Source organism: Paenibacillus tundrae, assembly GCF_030812775.1.
GTDB classification, from domain to species: domain Bacteria; phylum Bacillota; class Bacilli; order Paenibacillales; family Paenibacillaceae; genus Paenibacillus; species Paenibacillus tundrae_A.
In genome coordinates, this window is sequence record NZ_JAUSTI010000006.1 from 107,195 (window position 1) to 127,913 (window position 20,719).

The 20,719-nt window shown below is 44.1% G+C and carries 16 protein-coding genes; 14 read left to right on the top strand and 2 right to left on the bottom strand.

Annotation, left to right across the window (positions count from 1 at the left end; all coding sequences use genetic code 11):
* Window positions 1–22 precede the first annotated feature (22 nt).
* The 7 genes from pulA (J2T19_RS12505) to J2T19_RS12535 all read left to right on the top strand — a co-directional run bounded on the left by pulA (J2T19_RS12505) (window position 23) and on the right by J2T19_RS12535 (window position 9,278).
* Window positions 23–2,089: a type I pullulanase gene (gene pulA, locus J2T19_RS12505; RefSeq protein ID WP_307216111.1), complete on the top strand. Its 2,067-nt coding sequence runs from the start codon at window positions 23–25 to the stop codon at window positions 2,087–2,089.
* A 348-nt stretch (window positions 2,090–2,437) separates the two neighbouring features.
* Window positions 2,438–5,311, top strand: a complete 2,874-nt coding sequence (gene pulA, locus J2T19_RS12510; RefSeq protein WP_307216113.1) for a type I pullulanase — start codon at window positions 2,438–2,440, stop codon at window positions 5,309–5,311.
* Window positions 5,312–5,562: 251 nt separating this feature from the next.
* Window positions 5,563–6,033 carry a hypothetical protein gene (locus J2T19_RS12515; RefSeq protein WP_307216115.1) on the top strand — a complete coding sequence of 157 codons (471 nt, stop codon included), beginning with the start codon at window positions 5,563–5,565 and terminating at the stop codon, window positions 6,031–6,033.
* Between the two features lie 219 nt (window positions 6,034–6,252).
* The gene (locus J2T19_RS12520; protein ID WP_307216118.1) at window positions 6,253–6,885 is read left to right on the top strand and encodes a 50S ribosomal protein L25; all 633 of its coding nucleotides are present in this window, start codon (window positions 6,253–6,255) and stop codon (window positions 6,883–6,885) included.
* A gap of 242 nt (window positions 6,886–7,127) precedes the next feature.
* A complete protein-coding gene (locus J2T19_RS12525; protein WP_307216120.1) occupies window positions 7,128–7,649 on the top strand; it encodes a hypothetical protein in 522 nt (173 codons plus the stop codon).
* Window positions 7,650–7,906: 257 nt separating this feature from the next.
* On the top strand, window positions 7,907–8,872 hold the full coding sequence (locus J2T19_RS12530; RefSeq protein WP_307216122.1) for a helix-turn-helix transcriptional regulator: 966 nt from the start codon (window positions 7,907–7,909) through the stop codon (window positions 8,870–8,872).
* A gap of 43 nt (window positions 8,873–8,915) precedes the next feature.
* Window positions 8,916–9,278: an HIRAN domain-containing protein gene (locus J2T19_RS12535; RefSeq protein ID WP_307216124.1), complete on the top strand. Its 363-nt coding sequence runs from the start codon at window positions 8,916–8,918 to the stop codon at window positions 9,276–9,278.
* Between the two features lie 59 nt (window positions 9,279–9,337).
* Here the strand turns inward: J2T19_RS12535 and J2T19_RS12540 are convergent, their stop codons facing one another.
* Window positions 9,338–10,438 carry a glycosyltransferase family 4 protein gene (locus J2T19_RS12540; RefSeq protein WP_307216126.1) on the bottom strand — a complete coding sequence of 367 codons (1,101 nt, stop codon included), beginning with the start codon at window positions 10,436–10,438 and terminating at the stop codon, window positions 9,338–9,340.
* A 213-nt stretch (window positions 10,439–10,651) separates the two neighbouring features.
* Here J2T19_RS12540 and J2T19_RS12545 point away from each other — a divergent pair, with 213 nt between their 5' ends.
* The 7 genes from J2T19_RS12545 to J2T19_RS12575 all read left to right on the top strand — a co-directional run bounded on the left by J2T19_RS12545 (window position 10,652) and on the right by J2T19_RS12575 (window position 19,037).
* On the top strand, window positions 10,652–10,948 hold the full coding sequence (locus tag J2T19_RS12545; protein ID WP_307216128.1) for a DUF3817 domain-containing protein: 297 nt from the start codon (window positions 10,652–10,654) through the stop codon (window positions 10,946–10,948).
* 289 nt (window positions 10,949–11,237) lie between these two features.
* Window positions 11,238–12,056 (top strand): TerC family protein, encoded by an 819-nt coding sequence (locus J2T19_RS12550; protein ID WP_260865769.1) that lies wholly within the window; start codon window positions 11,238–11,240, stop codon window positions 12,054–12,056.
* 587 nt (window positions 12,057–12,643) lie between these two features.
* A complete protein-coding gene (locus J2T19_RS12555; protein WP_307216130.1) occupies window positions 12,644–14,107 on the top strand; it encodes an RtcB family protein in 1,464 nt (487 codons plus the stop codon).
* Window positions 14,107–15,414 carry an AAA family ATPase gene (locus tag J2T19_RS12560; RefSeq protein WP_307216132.1) on the top strand — a complete coding sequence of 436 codons (1,308 nt, stop codon included), beginning with the start codon at window positions 14,107–14,109 and terminating at the stop codon, window positions 15,412–15,414. Before J2T19_RS12555 ends, J2T19_RS12560 begins: the two co-directional genes overlap by 1 nt.
* A gap of 314 nt (window positions 15,415–15,728) precedes the next feature.
* Window positions 15,729–15,986, top strand: coding sequence for a GlsB/YeaQ/YmgE family stress response membrane protein (locus J2T19_RS12565; RefSeq protein WP_056701367.1), 258 nt, complete (start codon window positions 15,729–15,731; stop codon window positions 15,984–15,986).
* Between the two features lie 218 nt (window positions 15,987–16,204).
* Entirely contained in the window at window positions 16,205–16,720 is a 516-nt protein-coding gene (gene msrA / locus J2T19_RS12570; RefSeq protein WP_307216135.1) for a peptide-methionine (S)-S-oxide reductase MsrA, read from the top strand.
* 676 nt (window positions 16,721–17,396) lie between these two features.
* Window positions 17,397–19,037: a rhamnogalacturonan lyase B N-terminal domain-containing protein gene (locus J2T19_RS12575; RefSeq protein WP_307216137.1), complete on the top strand. Its 1,641-nt coding sequence runs from the start codon at window positions 17,397–17,399 to the stop codon at window positions 19,035–19,037.
* A gap of 277 nt (window positions 19,038–19,314) precedes the next feature.
* Here J2T19_RS12575 and J2T19_RS12580 read toward each other — a convergent pair whose 3' ends face one another.
* On the bottom strand, window positions 19,315–20,580 hold the full coding sequence (locus J2T19_RS12580) for a PQQ-binding-like beta-propeller repeat protein (protein ID WP_307216139.1): 1,266 nt from the start codon (window positions 20,578–20,580) through the stop codon (window positions 19,315–19,317).
* Between the last annotated feature and the right edge of the window lie 139 nt (window positions 20,581–20,719).

The window sequence follows — 20,719 nt, forward strand, 5'->3', positions numbered from 1 at the left end:
CCACAGAGAGGAGTACACAGACATGATAGAGCAATATGAATACGAAGATCAACGGTATGTTGAGGATGTAAATGATACATATGAGGGAGACGATCTAGGTATTACGATGCAATCAGCGTCATGTCGTTTCAAAGTATGGACACCGAAGGCTGCTGAAGTTCAGCTGTTGTTATATCCCCCATCTGCAGATGGAAGTCCTGAAGAATATTCCGATCGCTCGGGACAATTGAAACCTAACGAAATTCCCATGAATAAACAAGCTCAAGGCATCTGGCACGTCGAGATGAGCGGTGATTGGTGTGGTTATCGTTATATGATTCAGACTACCTTCGGGGACGGAAGGCGCGAGATAGCTGTAGATCCTTATGCTAGGGCTGTCACCATGAATGGAGAGATGGGGGTAATCGTCAGACTGGAGCATACAGATCCCGAGGGATGGAAAGAAGATGTTCGGCCAGGACTCGAGAGCCCAGTGGATGCGGTGTTGTACGAGCTACACGTGCGAGATTTCTCGATTCACCCTTCATCTGAGATGAAGTATAGGGGTAAATATCTGGCCTTTACTGAAACGGGTTTACTGGATTCAGAAGGTAATTCCATCGGTATTGATCACTTGACTGAGCTTGGTATTACTCATGTGCATCTGCTACCCGTATTTGATTTTGCTACAGTAGATGAAGCTCAGGTGGATGCGTCCAATTCCGATCGATCTAATTATAATTGGGGGTATGATCCACTCCACTACAATGTGCCGGAAGGCTCTTATGCAACACGGGCGGATGAACCAGAGACTCGAATTCGAGAGTTCAAATCGATGGTGTTGGCTCTGCATCAAAAGGGGATCGGCGTCATTATGGATGTGGTCTATAACCATACCTTCGACACTGCGAGAAGTTCATTTGAGAAGCTCTATCCAGGGTACTACTATCGTCAATGGGAGGATGGTACATACAGTAACGGGTCGGGAACAGGCAATGAAGTAGCGACGGAGCGTCATATGGTGCGTAAATTCATTATGGATTCTGTACGCTATTGGGCAGAGGAATACCATGTGGATGGGTTTCGGTTTGACTTGATGGGGCTCATTGATACAGCAACGATGAAAAGTCTGGCGGCAGACCTACATGAGAAGGTCTCACCATCCATCCTGATATATGGAGAACCTTGGGGCGCACTGGAATCGCCTCTTGGAGACGATATGACGCTTAAGGGAGATCAACGTGAATCTGGCTTTGCTGTCTTTAATGATAATTTTCGCGGAGCCATCAAGGGAGATAGTGATGGTGCAGGAACAGGGTTTGCAACTGGTGCAGAAGGCGCGGAAGAAAACGTGTGGGTTGGCGTAAGGGGAGCAATTACTGATTTTACTTCAGCTCCGACAGAAACGATTAATTATGTTACCGCGCATGACAATCTTAATTTGTGGGACAAGGTTGCGTATACGCAAGGACTGAAGGGTACACTCGGTTTTATCAGCTATGATGAGGACGGTAGTGTCAAAGGGTGCGACAATGTGCAGCAAGCGGTACAACAAGCGAGCCCGTATAAGCAGGTCGAACTTGGACATGTTCTAGAGAATGAAATGGTACGGCGATGTTTGCTTGCCAATGGCATTGTATTGACCTCTCAAGGTATACCATTTCTGGCCGCTGGTGATGAATTGCTGCGTACCAAGTTTGGTGACGCTAACAGCCACGAGAGCGGAGATGTAGTTAACGCGATCCGTTGGGAATACAAAAAGCAGTTCAAACCGGTATTTGATTATTATCGCGGTTTGATTCGTCTGCGGCGCGCGCATTCTGTTTTTCGCCTTCGTACCCGAGGAGAGATTGAGCAGAATATACGATTGCTTGAACAGGACAAGGGTGTTCTGGCATATGAGCTACTCGGCACAGCATCAGGCGATTCGTGGAAGCGTGTCATCGTTGCCTATAACGCTGCGAAAGAAAGTCGAACACTTTCCATTCCGTCAGCACAATGGCATGTGGTTGTGGAGCAAGGACGAGCGGGTACGGATATAATCCGTACAGTAGTAGGTGGAGAACTCAGCATTCCGGCCATCTCAATGACAGTTATGTATTGCTCATAAACGTAATCACTAGATAGAATAGGAATAGGAAAAGATCTGCCTCTCTTCTTTGGAAGAGGGGCTTTTCGGCATGTGACGTTAGCGTGTTGGATCAGGATTATCTTGAACATTTCATACCTTTTTCGTCTGGACAGGTACAAATGCTGTCAATCTATGGCGCTTGTTTACATATGCTGTATTTTGAAAGCGATTGCTACGGACGATGGAACTTTGTCCAGAGGTGCACTTCATCAAAAGCGAGCATAAACCGATATGTTGAGTATCAGACAACCCTGGGTTGACAAATGGCGTCCCACTTCGTAACATCGGGACAACATGAAATTCATGCATATAAAGGCGGTGGGAACGATGCCGGAATGGACATCTTTTCGTTATGATGGCAACGATCTTGGCTTAACATATACTCGTGCTGCAAGTTTCTTTAAACTGTGGGCACCAACGGTACAACAGGTTTCACTACTTCTTTTTGAAGGTGCTGGGATCTATGATGCAAAGGGAAAAGTAACTGAACATACAGATGGCCAAGAGCATTTGATGGCTCAAGAGTCTGATGGAATATGGAGCTTGCAGCTTGAAGGGAACTGGGCGGGCTATTATTACATGTATCAGGTCACCCATGCCGATCAGCGAATAGAAGTGGTGGCAGACCCTTATGCTCGGGCAGTATCTGCCAACGGACAGCGGACAGCAATTATTGATCTGGAGGATACCCACCCGGTTGATTGGGAGCAGGATGTGAAGCCTACTTTTCTGCATCCAGTAGATGCTGTGATCTATGAATTACATGTACGTGACTTCTCATCAGATCCACATGCTAACATTCCGTATAAGGGGAAGTATCTTGCCTTTACTGCTTCGGGACTGACGGATAATGCGGGCAATTCCATCGGCGTAGATCACCTTACTGAATTAGGCGTTACACATGTACACCTGCTGCCTATAGCCGATTATCAGACGGTAAATGAATTGGTTGCTTCCGAAGTTACTCCGGCGGCTAAAGTACCTTATAACTGGGGATATGATCCACAGCATTATAATGTACCCGAGGGTTCTTATGCGACAGATCCGCATGATCCGGCAGTTCGGATTCGGGAGTTCAAGTTGTTGGTACAGTCGTTACATCGACAAGGAATACGTGTGGTGCTTGATGTTGTATACAATCATACGTACAGCATAGAGGAAGGCCCATTTGAACGCATCGTGCCTGGTTATTTCTATCGTCATCGTGCGGACGGTACGCTAAGCAACGGATCAGGTGTGGGTAATGAGCTGGCTACCGAGCGTCCTATGGTGCGAAAATATATCGTTGATTCTCTTTTATACTGGGCAGAAGAGTATCATATCGACGGTTTTCGTTTTGATCTAATGGGATTGATTGATACAGAAACGATGAATGAATTAACACGTGAGCTGCGAGAGCATATCGATCCGTCGATGTTGATTTATGGTGAACCTTGGACGGGGGGAGACTCACCGTTAGAGCGTAAGACACTCAAAGGAACACAGCGGGGTCAGGGTTTTGCCGTGTTCAATGATCATTTTCGAAGTGCCATTAAAGGAGATAGTGACGGAACGGGCACTGGATTTGCTACTGGGGCTGTGGGTAAAGAATATGACCTGATCACAGGAGTAGCAGGAGCATTGGATGATTTTACATCTTCACCTATAGAGACAGTCAACTATATAACGGCGCATGATAACCTCAATCTGTGGGACAAAATTGCAACAACGATGAACCTTCGACATGAACTCGGTTTTCCGACGTGGAAGGATGGTCAGCCTGTGGAAGGTGGCAGTGCGGAATCTGCGGTAAAAGCAGCCAACCCCTACCGATATATTCAAGAGGATCGTGTCCTAGATCATGAGATGGTTCGTCGCTCTCTGATAGCGTCAGGCATTCTATTGACCTCTCAGGGGATTCCTTTTCTGCATGCGGGCGATGAAATCCTTCGTTCCAAAGTAGGAGATCAGAACAGCTATCGGAGTGGAGATGCAGTTAATGCAATCACTTGGGCGAATAAAGCCAAGTTCCGTCCTGTCTTTGACTATTATCGTGGCTTAATCCATCTGCGTCGTACACACCCGGCCTTTCGAATGATCGAAGCCCAGCAGGTACGGAATCACCTGCGTATTATGCGTGCTGAGGGAAACGTTGTTGTTTTTATGCTCCACGATGGAGCAAATCAAGATACTTGGAATCAGATTATTGTCATCTACAACGGTTCTGCTAATCAGCAGCAGATTCATCTGCCGGAAGGAAACTGGCATGTGGTGGTGAATGATCAACATGCGGGTACGGAGCCGATCACAACCGTTAATACTAGCGTCTCTGTCGAGCGATGGTCGTTGATGGTGCTATATGATACAGAGCGTGCATGTGTTGCAGAACCGGCAGTGGTCGAGATTAATAGCCCACGTCAGGTGTATAGCCCTGGGGAGACAGCAGAGCTAAGAGCTGTCGTGAGGGATCTTCTAGGCAATGTCGTGGAGAACACTGAAGTACGATGGACTTCCTCTAATCCTGATGTGATGCGTATCCAGTCGAATGGTGCAATTCAGGCTGTGCAGATGGGAGAAGCATCCATCACCGTTCACTGTGGTGAGCTTACTTCAAGCTGTACATTACAGGTGGAGCAACGCTATGCTGAACGAATTGAGATCGTGGGTGAGCCGATAATGTACACCACACGCATTAGCCGTTTTCGAGCATTGGTTCTAGATCAATTTGGTCAGCCTCTTCACGGAACCAAGCTTCGTTGGAGATCCTCGAATCCAGAAGTGGCCGCTGTTAGTACTGCTGGTATTGTGCGTGCGCTGACACCTGGATCAAGCGATATCGTAGCTGAGGCAGGTGGGATTCGTGCTTCCGTCACAACGAAGGTGCATAAGCAAATTTCACGCGTTGTCACCCTTCGATATGAACGAGAGGATCAGCACTATGAAGGATGGGATGTGTGGGTCTGGGGCACAGGTATGCAGGATGGAGCCGTTCCTTTGGAACGGGTAGGAAGTGTAGCAGAAGCTCGATTCCGTGTTGCCGCAGGCCTGCATCATCTCGGCTTGATCATTCGACTGAATGAGTGGGAGGCCAAAGATACGTGCGGAGACCGGTATGTGGATATCGTGCCTGAGGATGGCGATGTACAAATCATCGTGCGTAGCGGATCGGATCAGATGGTAATTATTCGTGCGAATACTGAAGGTGAACAGGATAGTGCATAATTTAATTCAGATGTAATTGGCAGCGCAGGCAGTCGGGAGGGATTCCGGCTGCTTTTTCTATACCTAGACTACATTGATTAAAGGCTTGAACAGGGTAGAGGTAACCACCGATAAATATGCACAATAGTGCTCTATAAAGAGTTAGATGGCAAAATTATGTAACTTTCCAGTGTTTTGAAGCGTATTGAAAGTAATGACTTTGTTATTGAGGTGATGAAATGAAGGCGATAAGCAAATTGCTGCTCCTCTGTATGATTCCAATGCTATTGTCCTCCTGCTTACAAAACGGGGAAAGTCCTCAACTGACCTATGATTCGGATCTGAAGCCCCCAGTTGAAATAACAATTGAAGAGGCAGAAGCCCAGATCCCATTTGAGATTAAAGAACCGTCAGTTCCATTCCAAACGACTGAAAAATCGATAAGGATTCTAGCTAGCAATGACCCATATGATGCTGTAGAAATTACGTATGCCAACACAGACCAAGGATTGAACCTGATTATGATGATCACCAACTCCAAGGTGAAAACGTCTCCCAATGGAAAGAAAGGTCTAAAACTAGCGAATGGTTCACAAACATGGGATCAAGGAAACGATCATATCAGTGCCATTTATTGGAGGAATGAGGGGGTAACATACTCTCTGGTTGCAGGTAAAAATAACAACCTCGAACCCTTATATGATTACAAAACATTAATTAAAATAGCAGATACAATCCGATGATTGAGTCAGTAACATTCATGATGGTAATGGGAGATTCTTATAGTCAAAAATCAAAAAAAATGTACAAGTCATGTTTGAGAACCTCTTTCAATGGGGTAAATATAGATATGGCTCCTAATTAGGCCACAGAATATAAAGACCCATTTGGTTTAATTGCGAAGCATCTGGCTTCCTCAAACCAATATGAAGTAGGGATCCCTTGAAGGAGGATGTTCAATCATGAAATCCAACGGAAAAATGGCTCAACTTACGGCAACCCCAAGAACTGAAAAGAAAGGTGCAGCCTTGCGCCTGTTGAGACAGGGCGGACGAGTTCCGGCTGTCGTGTATGGCCCGGGACAAGATGGCGCCCCAATACATGTAGATGAAAAAGAAATGCTGAAGGTAGCGCGCACAGGACGCTCCGAAATGTTCAACCTCAATGTAGAGGGTGGCAAAACAGTTCCGGTGTTGATCAAGGATCAACAGGAACGTAACGGACGCCTGTTGCATGTGGACTTTCTGCAAATTTCTAAGAATAAACCAATTAGTGTAAGTGTAACGCTTGATTTCCAAGGTACTGCTGCTGGGTCAAAAGCAGGCGGTGTATTCCAGACACAGGAAACTCAGTTGGAGGTCGAAGGATTGCCGGCTGACCTGCCTACTTCTATCGAGGTAGATGTAAGTGGACTGGAGATCGGTGATCGTCTAACGGCTGCTGATATCAAACTGGATAAAGGCTTGACACTAATTACGTCACCTGATTCCATTATTGCTTCCGTAATGCCGCCACAAGCGGTTGAGGAAGAGCCTACGGCTTCTGCAGATGAAGCAGAACCAGTGGCTGAAGAAGAGAAGTCTGCAGAAGAATAAGTAAGGGTATAATCCTGCGGGATTCTAACCTTATTCAAGCCCAGTCCATTGGACTGGGCTATTCTTAGTTGTTAAGACAGGAGAGTGTGATGCATGGATGAACAACCCTCAGCAGAATGACAAGATGTAGCCATAAAGTGGTTGAAACGATGGGTTGTAACGTATCAGAGTGCTTGTGCGTTTATAATATAGGTATGGCTGTGTTTAGGATAAGTTGAAGGAAAAGAAGGTAGGTATGTATCATGTTTGATCCGATCGTGTTTGATAATCTGAAAGTGGGCTTCGAAAATACGCTCTATGACCTCGATAATTTAGATGAGCTCATTCTTATCACGGATCGTCGAGATCGCCTAGAGATGGCGAGCATGTCCAGAGAGTTTGTATTGCAATTCAGTTTACGTGCACATCCTGAAGTGACTGGAGAAGTCGTGTTAAGCTCTTCTCTTGAAGCCATTGCAGCTGAAATATTGGAGAAGCCGGATGGAGTGCCTGGCTGTCGTCTGCAACTTCGGTTTGCGATGAAGATTGTACAGTCTGATCCAGATTGTGAGAGAATACGTACAATATTACAGCAGAGCTGGCCGCAGCAGAGTATAATCCTGAAGCTCCAGCATGTGTATGAAGAAGAGCCAAGAGTATATTCTGTCTCCGCCGAAGTCTATTTTGACCGTAATGTGAACGAGGAACAGATGGGGGATATCCCAGAACTTGCTGAGCACATGATCAATGCTTTAACCCAATTGGTAGCGCTACATACCTCATAGGCTCAAGCCTTGTCTCTTGATCAAGAGACAAGGTTTTTTTGTGAAAATGAATATAGGTAATCAGACATGGGTAAAAGGGCTTTGAATTATTAATTTACGCAAGCGAGTAAGAGAATGTATATTGGAATAGCGTTATAAGTGCAAGAGAACTAGATGCTAGTGGTGAAATTGCGAAAAATAATTGGGTCTAAAGATTTACCAGTGTACTAAAGGAACTAGTTTTCCTTGCCGATAAAGTATCGAAGGGGAGAAACTACATGACAGAGAAATTAATTCGTCTGCTACGTATACTTCAGGCTATACAAGCAAATCCCGGTATTACAGCCAAAGAATTGGCTGTAAAATGTAATACAACGGTACGCACAATATATCGTGACCTACGGATTTTGGACAGGGTTGCCCCTATAACAAATGAAGGTTATGGCAAAGGTTACCGTTTTATTGGGGGATTTTCCATGTATCCTCTTGATTTTACGGAAAAGGAAGCGATGGTTTTCTCCATGCTTCCGTCTGTCGTGGATACCTCTAAGTTGCCTCTTGAATTCGATTCTGCGTTTGATAAAGTGATGTCTGCTCATTCCAGATCGAATGCAAAAAGCAGTGAAATTGTGGAAGATATTGCCGGTATTATTCGTATGGGCACTCCTGCCTATCGGGAAGAAGGTAAAGATCCCAATTTGTTGATTCCGATTATTGAAGCTATTCTTCATCAACAAACGATTCGAACGAAGTACCATGCACTGACGAAAAATGAAATCACTATTCGGGACATTGACCCCTATTATCTTATACCGCGTGATCAACGCTTTTATCTCATTGGTTATTGTCATTTGATGCAAAAAGTGCGTTTATTTCGAATTAGTCGATTTCTTGACGTGGTTCGAGTCAACCATCATTTTGACAAAAGTGATTTCAACATAACGCAGTACATGAAGCATACATGGTCTATCGATCGTGGGGACGAACATATCCATTTCAAAGTCAGATTCACGGATAAAATAGCCCCTTACATAAAAGAAGAGGAGATGTTTGTTCGTCCACGTATGACAGATTTGCCTGATGGTGGGTTGTTATTCGAAGTGACGTTGAACAGCAGTCGTGAATTTTTGAAATGGCTGTATCAATTCGGGCCTCAAGCAGAGGTGTTAGAGCCCCGTGAATTCCGGACGGCAATTCGTAATCAATTAACCCAATGGTTGAAGCATTATGATCGGGAAGCCTAAGCTCCCATGTGAAATGAAGAGAACATGTAAAGGAGTATGATTCATGAGTAAAGAGTTATTCGCGGCCATGTATGGGATGGAACACTATCATGGTGTTGGGGCTTTGCATGTAGGAGACATATTGTTTCTGGTCAAGGATCCTGATAATCGTAGAGATCGACATGCAATTAAAGTCGTCATTCCCCCGATTGGAACGGTAGGATACATCGTTAACGATCCTTATCTGACCCCTCACGGCTGTTGGACAGGTTTAGACTTCTATGACATCTTCAGTCAACAGACCTGCGCAAAGGTAAGGTTTGCGATGAAGGACATGATTATCGTAGAGCTAATTGAGATTGTACAGGTTCCCGTACCACATATGGATACATTTATAACAGGCTGGCAATCACGAGAAAAGGCTTGATCTATCAAGCCTTTATTCATTGTGAACGTCTGGCTAGTCTCTTGATGCAATAGGCAGATCTATTCGCGAATCAGCCGAGTATAGGCAGCTTCCAGATGTAGAGCTGTACGCTCCCAGCTAAACTTGGAAACGGCGTGTGCTCTTCCATTTTCTCCCAAGGTACGTGCCAGGGCAGGATTATCGGCTAGCTTATACAGGATCGTAGCAAAAGGCTCTGGCTCACGATATGGATGTATTAAATAACCATTGTGCCCAGACTCAATGATCTCGCGTATCCCTCCATTGTCTGAAGCAATTACTGGGATACATGAGGCCATAGCTTCAACGTTCACCAGACCAAAAGCTTCATGTTGCTGGGAGGGACACACAAGACAGTCCACCGCTCGGTATAAACGATCGATTCGTCTATGCGCAATCTGACCGCGAAAAGAAGCACGTACATTCATTTTTTTGGCTAATCTACGTAGTTTGCGAACGTATTGGGGTGGCCCTTTGCCTGCAATAATGAGTTTGACCGATATGTGTTGTTGTAGAAGTGCTATTGCACGAATCAGGACATCAATCCCTTTGCCAGGGATGAGTCTGCCAACATAGAGGACGCAGAAAGAATCTGATAGTTTAAACTCCGTTCGGAGATTTTGTCGTTCAATCAATGTAGCAGGCTTGAAGCGTTCCAGATCCGCACCTAATGGAATAACGGACATGAGACTTGTTAATTGAGGGAATCGACGACTGAGGCGTTGTTTGAGTGAGAGGCTGTTGACAGCAATCAGATCGGCCTGTCGCATCAACGCGAGACGTGCTGATCCTGGCTGTGCGAACGTAAGAGAATGGAGGTAGAGGATCACAGGGGTATGAGGAAGGTTTTGTTTGATGGCAGCCATGCAGCGCGGCCTGTTGTCGACTTGAATCAGGTCAAACGTATGGTGTTTCAATAAACGTATAACAGCTTTGGTATATTGCTCCGTATGGGTGGCAGGCAAACGCCGTATGGTCAGTCCTTCAGTATATTCCGTTGTGGGCAGACCTGACATTTCACGACTAATGATGGTAACTTCATGCCGGAGGGCGAGTTCGCGAGCGATACCTAAGATACAGATCTCGACGGATCCGTTTCCAGGTACAGGAAGTTTTTCCGGTGCAACCATAGCTATTTTCATCAACCTGTCTCCTCCTTGTCCCTCCAGCGTAAACAATCTTCGTCATATCCTATGTGCTAATAAGGCTTTTGGTTCAAAAGCTTATGTTATGGATAACATTCCCACCGAGCGTAGTTGGGAGTAAGCGATGTTTAATGTGGTATACTGGTTGGATGCAATGGTATTGAATATGAGATCGTATTCAGGTATAGGTATGAAGCCAGGAGGAAAGACATGTTACATTCAACAATGGGTCGCTTTCGATTGCTATTGTGGTTGCAGGGACTCTCTTATTTGTTATTGCTTTTTGTTGCTTTTCCATTGAAGAATGCCGGGATTATGCCGCAGGCTGTTACATGGTTTGGTAATCTGTATGGTTTTCTTTTCTTGATGTATCTGCTGATTGTGGTCAGCATGCATACTTCGCAAAAATGGCGTATACGCCGATCATTGGCGCTATTCTTCATTTCGTTTGTTCCGTTCGGGAATTTTGTATATGACTTTGTGGTTTTTCGCAAAATGGTTCGTTAAATAAAGCTTGACTTTAATTAACGTTATGAATATGATGGGAACAGGTTATTGAAGCCTGTTTCATCTAAAAACTACATATCCTGATGTTAAAGGGGAGTAGCTTTCACAGTAAAGTCGTCAATTCGGGATTTATCCCCGGCTTTATTGGCAGCAATTTGTTGTTAGCGAGACCTTTACCAAGTTTTTATGCTGGGTAAAGGTCTCTTTTTGTGGATAAAAAGGATCTTTACCAGCGATGGTAAAGGTCCTTTTTTTTGTACATCATAAGGATACTAAGGAGGAGTCAATTTTGGAGTTGTCATTATTATTGGAGTATGGATGGGTACTTGCCGTCTTAGTTGTCCTGGAGGGATTGCTGGCAGCAGATAATGCATTGGTGCTCGCGATCATGGTTAAACATCTACCAGATGATAAACGCAAAAAGGCGTTGTTTTATGGTTTGTTAGGAGCATTTATATTCCGTTTGGGATCATTGTTCCTAATCTCGTTCCTCGTTGATGTGTGGCAGGTTCAAGCGATTGGTGCGCTGTATCTCTTGTATATCTCCATCAACCATATCGTTAAGAAGATATTAGGTAGTCGTAACAAAACCGATGAAGCTGCTGATCAAACACCGAAGAAACCGAAGAAACAATCGGGCTTCTGGATGACAGTCTTCAAGGTGGAAGTTGCGGACATTGCATTTGCTGTAGACTCCATCTTGGCCGCGGTTGCACTTGCTGTTGCGTTGCCGCCAAGTGGATTAGCACCAATTGGTGGTCTCGACGGCGGTCAGTTTATCGTTATTTTCTTGGGAGGATTCATTGGTCTAGTGATCATGCGGTTTGCCGCTTCCTTCTTCGTTAAATTGCTGCATTCCCGTCCTGGTCTTGAAGTAGCTGCTTTTGTTATCGTAGGTTGGGTTGGGGTTAAACTTTCAGTTATCACACTTGCACACCCTTCTCTGGGCGTACTGGATGAGCATTTTCCAGAAAATAAAATTTGGAAGTTTGGATTCTATATCGTCCTGATTGCAATTGCCGTTTGTGGCTGGTTCTTCTCTTCCAAAGTACCGGAAAAAGAGAACGAAAATCCGGTCGAAGAGTTGGAGCAACAAGCAGGAAAGTAAGCTTGAGTTTCGTTGAAATAACAGGTGAAATAGATCGGACAAAGGCAAGATTCGCTTACAGCGGGTCCTGCCTTTTTGTTATGTATCATGTCGATAAGCTACACCTTTTGATGCGGTTTCTAATAGTAGCGCTTATTTCAATTTCCAAGAATAGGGTTGACACACGGAAAGAAATCCGCTTAATATTGTATATATCATTTACGAAGGGAGGTCGCGAGTCATGACGCTGGTCTACAATTGGAACTACAAACAACAGAAATCACAACACAGCACACACACAATTGCATATGCAGCTCATTGTCTCATCGGCCTCATACGGGCAACATAGGAGAAGGAGCGTATCTGTGAAGAGTCAGAATGACTCGGTATGGATAGGCTGTTCTCCGCTAATTTAGCGATGGAAACTAGAGTCGCAGCTTCTTCAAGCTGTAACTGTTTTCCATTATGGTGATGAAGAAGTCATGGGCATTCTGTCCATGGCTTCTTTTTTGTGCCTTTTGCAGAAGAGGGACAACGAATCTGGATCTTACGGCAATGTTAAAAAATGTTTAAAACTTACGGATAAATGAAAGGAATAAACCAATTTTATGAATACACAACCTAATTTATTTGCGGATGCCAATGATTCCTTGGGCGGATACCGGCATGAGGTCAAGTTGCCGGCGGGGGATCTAACAGTATATGCCGCACAACAGCTATTCTCCTCTCTGGACTATAAAGTGTTCGAGATGGCCAATAACAATTTGCAAATCCCCGGAATTTCGTATATGAGTTATACCCCTGACGTACATGTCGGTGTAGGTACATGCATTGGAACAACAGCAGTATGGGATGCGAACAATGGGTATGTATCTCCCTCGATTGTAGGCAGCGACATCGGCTGTGGCATGAGGGTACATATGACCAATTTGCATAAAGATGATTTGAAAGATGTAAAATTACGCCGAAAACTCGTTAAAGCGATTGAAAAGGTACTGCCTATGGAAGCGAACCAGCGAGGGCATTATTCTGACATTCGATTAGAGCACATTGTTCGCAAAGGATTACATGGATTACCGAAGAAATATATACCGGACGGTTACACCCCTAAGAAGTCTACGTCTATTACCCATGTGGAGAGCAGTAAGTTCACATTTGATGAAGAAGTGCTGAATCTTGTCCCAGACATGACATGGCATCGTTCCCACCGTCAGCTAGGTACGTTGGGCGGGGGGAATCATTTTGCCGAAATTCAAGCGATTGAGATCGCCGAGGAAAATCGGGATATTGCTGAAGCATGGGGGTTAGTTGACGGACAAATTGTAGTGATGATCCATTCCGGCTCTCGCACTTGGGGAGGGCATATAAGTCAGACCAGTTCATCAGCAATCGCCAAAATGATGCAACGAAACGGGCTCGGAACATCTGACCCAAGACTGGTCTTTGCTCCACTGGAGCATGCCGAAGGACGCCATTACGTGAATATGATGTATTCCGCATTAAACTACGCTGTGGTGAATCGTCACTTGATTGCTTACTCCATTCGTGAAGCCTTCCGAGAAGTGTTCGGATCCAAGTGCGAATTCCGTACACTGTATGATCTGATGCACAACTATGCTTGGGAAGAATCCCATCCAGATCAAGGCTCAGTCTTCGTACATCGCAAAGGGGCAACACGTGCATTGCCAGCGCATCATCCTGATAATCCGAAGCCATATCTCGCCACTGGACACCCTGCGCTGATTCCAGGCTCCATGGGCACAGCTTCATATATCATGGTTGGTCAATCGCAAGGAGTAGATAACTTCTATTCTATCTGTCATGGTGCGGGACGAATCCGTTCACGTAATGCAACGAAGCGGCTAGTCACTTTGGCGGATTTTGAACGCGCGCTGGGTGTAGGTACAGAGAATGAGATTGTTGTCAATCAGCGTTCACTAGAATCGATTATTGATGAATCACCACAGGCTTATAAAAATGTTGATGAAATTATTGATAGTGTTACCGGCGCGGGGTTGGCTCAAGTTGTTGCCAAATGTAAACCGCTTGCCGCTGTGAAGGGAGCTAAATAATGACAGTACACAAGGAACATGTGAAGCAAACGAATTCACCGAGAGCGATCTATGCCTTTGATGAGCATAATGATGGTCGAATTGAAGGATACTCAGCATATGCACGTCTCATTCGCGGCATTTCAGAGGCGCTCTATGTGCGATACGGAACTCGCTACGAGCTGTTTGCGAGCGATGATCCCAATAGCGAATATTGGGATCTGCTGAGAGAGGATCTACGCACGGATAATCCTGAAGTAGAGATTGTGGCTCGAATTTTCGATGATTTGGAACTGCGCACATTACATTATGACGACGAGGGAGATGTGCCATCTTACGGCGTGCATTACTCCATCCGCAACAATGTATTTGCTTATCCAAGCTGGGGCGTGGCGCTTGTACGTATCCCTTTCTTCAGGGAAAATGGGATATATAACGAGGACTTTGTTTTTGCCATCGGAGAAGAAGAGCTGAAGCAATTTCTGGGCAGTGTACGTGAGCGTGAACGACAGCAAAATATGAAAAAAGTAACGGTATACACCGATGCGCGCAATGGCAGTGACCGTCATTCAGAGTCGATTACTCGTTCAGTGACCAGAGATGAGGTGGTATTATCGCCTCAGATCAAACAAGATATTTTCCGCTCACTGGATCAGTTCTTCGAAGCGGATCGCTCCTTCTATCGGGATTACGATATCCCTTACAAACGTGGAATTCTCCTCTATGGCCATCCGGGTAACGGTAAGACGACACTGGTGAAATCCATTGCGGGAAGCATTCCAGGGCCTGCCGCATATTGGCAGATCACGGAGTACACAAATAGTGAATCAGTACGTGATGTGTTCGACGCGGCGAAGCGTTTAGCACCGATGGTGCTGATTATTGAGGATATTGATTCCATGCCGGAGGAGGTGCGTTCATTTTTCCTGAACACACTGGATGGCGCTACGTCCAAAGAAGGGATTTTCTTAATTGGGACAACGAATTATCCAGAAAAAATAGATCCAGGTCTGATGAACCGTGCCGGACGTTTCGACCGAGCGTACGAGATTCCAATGCCAGACGAGGCGCTACGCCTGCAATATTTGCAGCAGCGGGGCTTCGCAGTGTTCGCTGGTGAGGAAGGCACAAAGGAAGCAGCGCGTTTGACGGATTCCTTTTCACTGGCACAGCTAGGGGAACTCTATGTAAGTACGGCATTGGAATGGCACCAGAACGGAGAGGCAGATGCGATGAAGATCATTCAAGCCATGCGTGGTGAGTTGGACAAGAGCCACAAGCATAATTGGATGACGCAGCCTGGAAAAGGACGTGCTGGATTTTATTGATCTGCCCGTATCCTGTTGGAGAATGATGATCGGATAACGCCCAAAATATTATAAATCTCAAATGGTTATACTAAGGTTGTCTGGTAAGACATACAATGACTTTCGGGAGGTACAAAACAGCTCTGCTGTGTAAGTAATCAGTTACCGGAAGTTATATCGAAAATGAATCCGATACCGTCGTGGGTAGCAACCTAGAAATGAGTGTTATGGAAATAAGGTAATATACAACAAATTTCGTCTAGGTGTTTAAATGCTTCCGTAGCGGTTAATAGTAGACAGACAACAACAAAAACTTTTAATTAGAGGTGAATGATATGGGTTGGTTATGGTCATTAATTATCGGTGGTATCATTGGATGGTTGGCAGGACTTATCGTTGGTCGTGACATTCCCGGCGGTGTAATTGGTAACATCGTAGCTGGTTTCATCGGTGGATGGTTAGGTGGAGTCATTCTGGGAGATATGGGTCCAGAAATGGGCGGATTCTTCATCGTACCAGCATTAATCGGTGCGATCGTACTGGTAGCCATCGTGAGCTTGATCTTCCGTTCTATGGGTCGTAGCCGCGGGTAACGATATTCGAGATATGGCGAATTCTTGTAAACACACTTGAAGATGTGTAGTGGGTAACGCAAGGGCTCGATCACATAACGGATGCTTACGAAGAGGTTGATGGAAGTCCACAATAGTGGATTTGCATCAACCTCTTGTTTGTTATGTTATTTACTTCGATAGATGTATTTCTTATAATTTGTTAGGGTGTGTTGCTTAATTAGAAAGGATGAGGTGGAGTGGAGAAAGCTACATTTGCTGGAGGTTGTTTCTGGTGTATGGTTACACCGTTTGAAGAGCAACCGGGCATACATGGTATCATTTCCGGCTATACCGGCGGTCACGTCGATAATCCAACATATGAACAGGTCAAAACGGGAGAGACAGGGCATGTCGAGGTGGTAGAAATCACATTTGATCCCGAGGTATTCCCTTATGAACGGTTACTGGAGCTATATTGGCCTCAGATTGACCCTACCGATGATGGAGGGCAGTTCCGGGATCGAGGTTCACAGTACCGGACGGCTATTTTTGTGCATAATGAACGCCAACGTGAGCTTGCAGAACAATCCAAACAGGCTGTAGCTTCCAGTGGTCGATTCAATCAACCGATTGTAACAGAGATTCGGGATGCAGCAGTGTTCTATCCGGCAGAGGACTATCATCAAGACTATCATAAGAAAAACGAGAAGCATTATAAAGAAGACCGTGCGATATCTGGCCGTGATGAATTCATTGAAGAGAACTGGAAATAATGTCGTGGTAAACTGAACGTGATAAATCTGAGAATAACGAAAAGCAAGAATCCAGGAGTTCCGATTGGGACGCTCCTGGATTTTTGTTTTCATCGATAGGATAAATTAGTGGTTACTTCATTAACAAAAAAACGCATAACTTTATGCGACCACAGCTTCTATGCCGTAAGGAAGATAGCGGAATTATTGATTCCACAATATATCTCTTAGGCCGGCGAACGTCAATGGTGTCTAATGGCGGATTTCTTCGGTGTTCAAGGTTACGTTTTTCTCATAGTCTGATGAATAAATTACATGGGAACAGTCGTTTTCTTTTTAGCTCAACAACAGCTATAGACAGATTATTTTCACCTACACGGTTTCTAACCTCTAGCTTGTTATACTCTTTATGTAAAGTAGGACTAATGTAGTATTTTTTAATTATTTCTTAATGATTAGTTAAACAGTTCCGATATAGGTACTAGATTAATAAATACCATTGAACCAATTCAGTCATATGGTCAAAAACCAAGAAAGGAGAATTACTTTTCGACTAGGTAGGGATGTGATGAACATAGTGAAGGGACTTGAGGTGTTGCATGCATTGTAAAGAACTTTGCTTAAGCCACGAGAATATGATCCTAATTTCTTGGACGATGAACAACCTATACTATACATGAAGAATGAGGGATAAATAATGAATAAGATTAGGAAAACAAAGAAGTTAATGAAAGCTACATCCATTGTGTTAGCCGCGTTTATTTTTGTATTTGTATTGCTTGTTCCAGAAGAAACTGCATCAGCAGCTCCAATTAATGTTATCGAAAATGGATCTAAAATTGTTGTGAATACTGGAGCGGGATTAGAGTATACCATTGACAAGAATAACGGCAACATGATATCAGCCCTTTTAAATGGGACTGAGTTAACGGGATCTAAACCTTCTCACATCAACTCTGGACTATGGGGTACTACAGTTAGTTGGGTGAAATCACCATCAGGTGGAACTGTAATAATTACCGTAGATACAGATACGCTTACTCATTATTATGTTTCCCGTTCAGGTGAAAATATAATTTATATGGCTACGTACACTACTGCTCAGCCTGGCGTAGGAGAATTACGTTATATATTCCGTGGAAACAGTGATATTCTCACAGATATTCCCACTAACGCAGACCTTTGGGATAATACTGGAGCTATTGAAAGTAAAGATATTTACGGTTTCTCAAACGGCTATTCTGCTTCTAAGTTCTATGGTAATGAACAGGCTAAAGATTTAAATGTTCAAGGTGCAACGGGGAATAATTTTGGGGTGTTTATGGCTTATGGTAACCGTGAAACTAGCTCTGGAGGCCCTTTTTTCAGGGATATCCAGTTTCAGAGAGCAGCAGACACTGAGGTCTATAATTATATGAATTCTGGTCATGCGCAGACAGAGGATTTCAGGGTGGGACTACATGGACCGTATGCTCTAATATTTACAAATGGATCTACCCCAAGTATCCCGGATTTCAAATGGATGTCTTCTCTAGGATTAACGGGGTGGGTTAATTCTCGTGGAAACGTTGTTTTAAATAATATTTCGGGTATGGAATCCGGTTATACATATACAGTTGGATTTGCAAATAGAGATGCACAATATTGGACTACAGCGTCCACATCAGGTACAACAGCTATGTATAATATGAAACCAGGCATTTATACTATGAAAATTTATAAAGGTGAATTAGCTGTATATAGCGAGGACAACGTTACGGTAGCAGGAGAGAATAAAACTACGTTTCTCAATGAGAGAAGTATTGATAATGATCCAAGCACAACACCATACGTCTGGCGTATTGGTACTTGGGATGGTTCGCCAACTGAATTCTTAAACGGACAGATGATAACCTCTCAACATCCTTCTGATCGTCGCAATGCAAACTGGGGGCCATTAGCCTACACCATAGGGAACCCGGTTGATCAGTTTCCAGCTATACAGTTTCGCGGAGCGAACGATCCAACATTAATTAATTTTACACTAAGTGCTGAAGAGGCTGCTTCCCCTCACATGCTTAAGATTGGAATTACAACAGCATATAATGGCGGTCGTCCGAAGGTGAGTATAAATGATATTGCCCTCAAAAATCCATCTGCTTCCTTCCAACCTAATTCAAGGGATGTAACCATCGGCACTTATCGTGGAAACAATGTAACTTATTCTTATTACATCCCAGCATCTCATTTCGTAGCTGGTACTAACACTATTGGAATAACTGCAATCAGTGGTTCACCGGATTTGAGTCCATGGTTGAGTGCTGGATTTGCGTATGATGTTGTAGAATTAGGTGATTAAGAAGAGATGGAAAATTCCTATTCAAATCAATAAATAGCAAAAGTGAAATTACACTTAAATTTGAATACACAAGACACATTGTCCGTTCGTGAATCCCAAGAACAGACAATGTGTCTTTAGAATAAGTTTTATGACGCAATAGATAGAGACACATTTGAATAGAATAAAAGTTATTAAATTTTATATGAAAGTTAAGTTAGCACATAACAAAAGACCGCTTCTCACAGTAAAGAGAAAGCGGTTTTTTGCAATTGTGGCTCTTGAATCACCCTTATATTTATGACAACCCGTCATATTTGGATAATGACTCGTCCTTGAAGATATATATAATATCATCCGTATAGGTGGAGTAACCCTTCATCTCTTCAGGAGATGAGGTAAATGTATATTCGTGAATGCTCTCCAAGGTAGTAGGATCAAGGATGTATCCTGTGTTAGCAAAATCAATCTTATATTTTCCATCCTGCGTTTGGTCAACGACAGTGAGCACATCTTGCTTATCTTTAAACATACGCTCTGTTACCTTACCTTTCATCGTATACAGCTCAAGCTTCTGTCCTGTAAACACGGTATATCCGTTACCTGCCGTTTGCACGAAAGCATTGCCGGCAATGGATCGACCCCAAGCGAGTTTACCATCTGAACCAAAGCCCATGAGTTTATTGCCTGTATTGTCGAAATTAGCGCGCATAATGACTGAGCCGTCCTCCAGAATTGCCAGCGATTCGCCGCCACCGTCTCCGAGTGTGTTAGCGTTCGCAGGGAATTGATAGAAGGAAAGACGATTCAATGTGAGATCATAAATTTCCACTTTCGGATTGGCTGCTTGCTGCCAGTAGTTACCTACCTTGGTCTGCTTGCTAGCATCTACAACGATGCGGTCATGACCTGCTTTTAGCACAGCACCATTGATGGTTTTCGCTGAGATTAGCTTGCCCTTGGCGTCATAAAGTGAAATGGATGAACGAACAGAACCATTTGAGAGAGGACCTGTGCTGGAAGCAATCATGATCGTGCCATTATTCATTAGATATAAGTCAGATGGCGCGTTTACCGTTTTGACCCAATTTGTTTTTCCAGACGTATTGTAAGAATATACTTTTTTCGTTCCATCGGAATATTCCATGTATACATAGGCTGTTCCGTTATCGGCGTACAACGAATTGGAGTATGTAGTATAAGGGCCACTTTTCTCATGGAAAATAACGTTCCACTTCAGTTTACCTGTTGTAGCATCCAGTGCCTGAAGTGAGTCCAGATTCCAATCCAGCGTCGTTTTGCTATTAATTTTGGTTACAGGCTGATAAGAGTGCACATACACGAGATTTTTGGAAGGCACCGCGTGTATATCCTTAATTCTAACATCTTCCTGAGCGTTCACTTCAGATAGCATGAGCGATGAGGACGTCCATGAAGGCTTGGTTAACGCTTCCGTTGAAGTTGTTGTTGCTGCATAGCTTGGTGTATTCATACTGAAGAGGAGCATGCCGCTAAGGATGAGGGCAGCCCATGTTTTGGTATTTCGTTCGCTAAGTGTATGCAAGTTATAAACCACCTTTCTTCGGTTCGAATAGAACCGATTGTTGAATTCTACCATTTATAGCAAGTTGAATTCAACCTAATGGGCTGTAACCTTTTATCGATATAAATAGGTAATTGTAGTTGTTTGCAGAATTTTGACG

Excerpts from the sequence above, each read along its gene's own strand:
- J2T19_RS12535 (WP_307216124.1), top strand. The coding sequence starts at position 8,916 with ATGAGTAAAGAGTTATTCGCGGCCATGTATGGGATGGAACACTATCAT.
- J2T19_RS12560 (WP_307216132.1), top strand. The coding sequence starts at position 14,107 with ATGACAGTACACAAGGAACATGTGAAGCAAACGAATTCACCGAGAGCG.
- J2T19_RS12565 (WP_056701367.1), top strand. The coding sequence starts at position 15,729 with ATGGGTTGGTTATGGTCATTAATTATCGGTGGTATCATTGGATGGTTG.
- J2T19_RS12515 (WP_307216115.1), top strand. The coding sequence starts at position 5,563 with ATGATTCCAATGCTATTGTCCTCCTGCTTACAAAACGGGGAAAGTCCT.
- J2T19_RS12575 (WP_307216137.1), top strand. The coding sequence starts at position 17,397 with ATGAATAAGATTAGGAAAACAAAGAAGTTAATGAAAGCTACATCCATT.
- J2T19_RS12520 (WP_307216118.1), top strand. The coding sequence starts at position 6,253 with ATGAAATCCAACGGAAAAATGGCTCAACTTACGGCAACCCCAAGAACT.
- J2T19_RS12530 (WP_307216122.1), top strand. The coding sequence starts at position 7,907 with ATGACAGAGAAATTAATTCGTCTGCTACGTATACTTCAGGCTATACAA.
- pulA (WP_307216111.1), top strand. The coding sequence starts at position 23 with ATGATAGAGCAATATGAATACGAAGATCAACGGTATGTTGAGGATGTA.
- pulA (WP_307216113.1), top strand. The coding sequence starts at position 2,438 with ATGCCGGAATGGACATCTTTTCGTTATGATGGCAACGATCTTGGCTTA.
- J2T19_RS12545 (WP_307216128.1), top strand. The coding sequence starts at position 10,652 with ATGTTACATTCAACAATGGGTCGCTTTCGATTGCTATTGTGGTTGCAG.
- J2T19_RS12540 (WP_307216126.1), bottom strand. The coding sequence starts at position 10,438 with ATGAAAATAGCTATGGTTGCACCGGAAAAACTTCCTGTACCTGGAAAC.
- J2T19_RS12555 (WP_307216130.1), top strand. The coding sequence starts at position 12,644 with ATGAATACACAACCTAATTTATTTGCGGATGCCAATGATTCCTTGGGC.
- J2T19_RS12525 (WP_307216120.1), top strand. The coding sequence starts at position 7,128 with ATGTTTGATCCGATCGTGTTTGATAATCTGAAAGTGGGCTTCGAAAAT.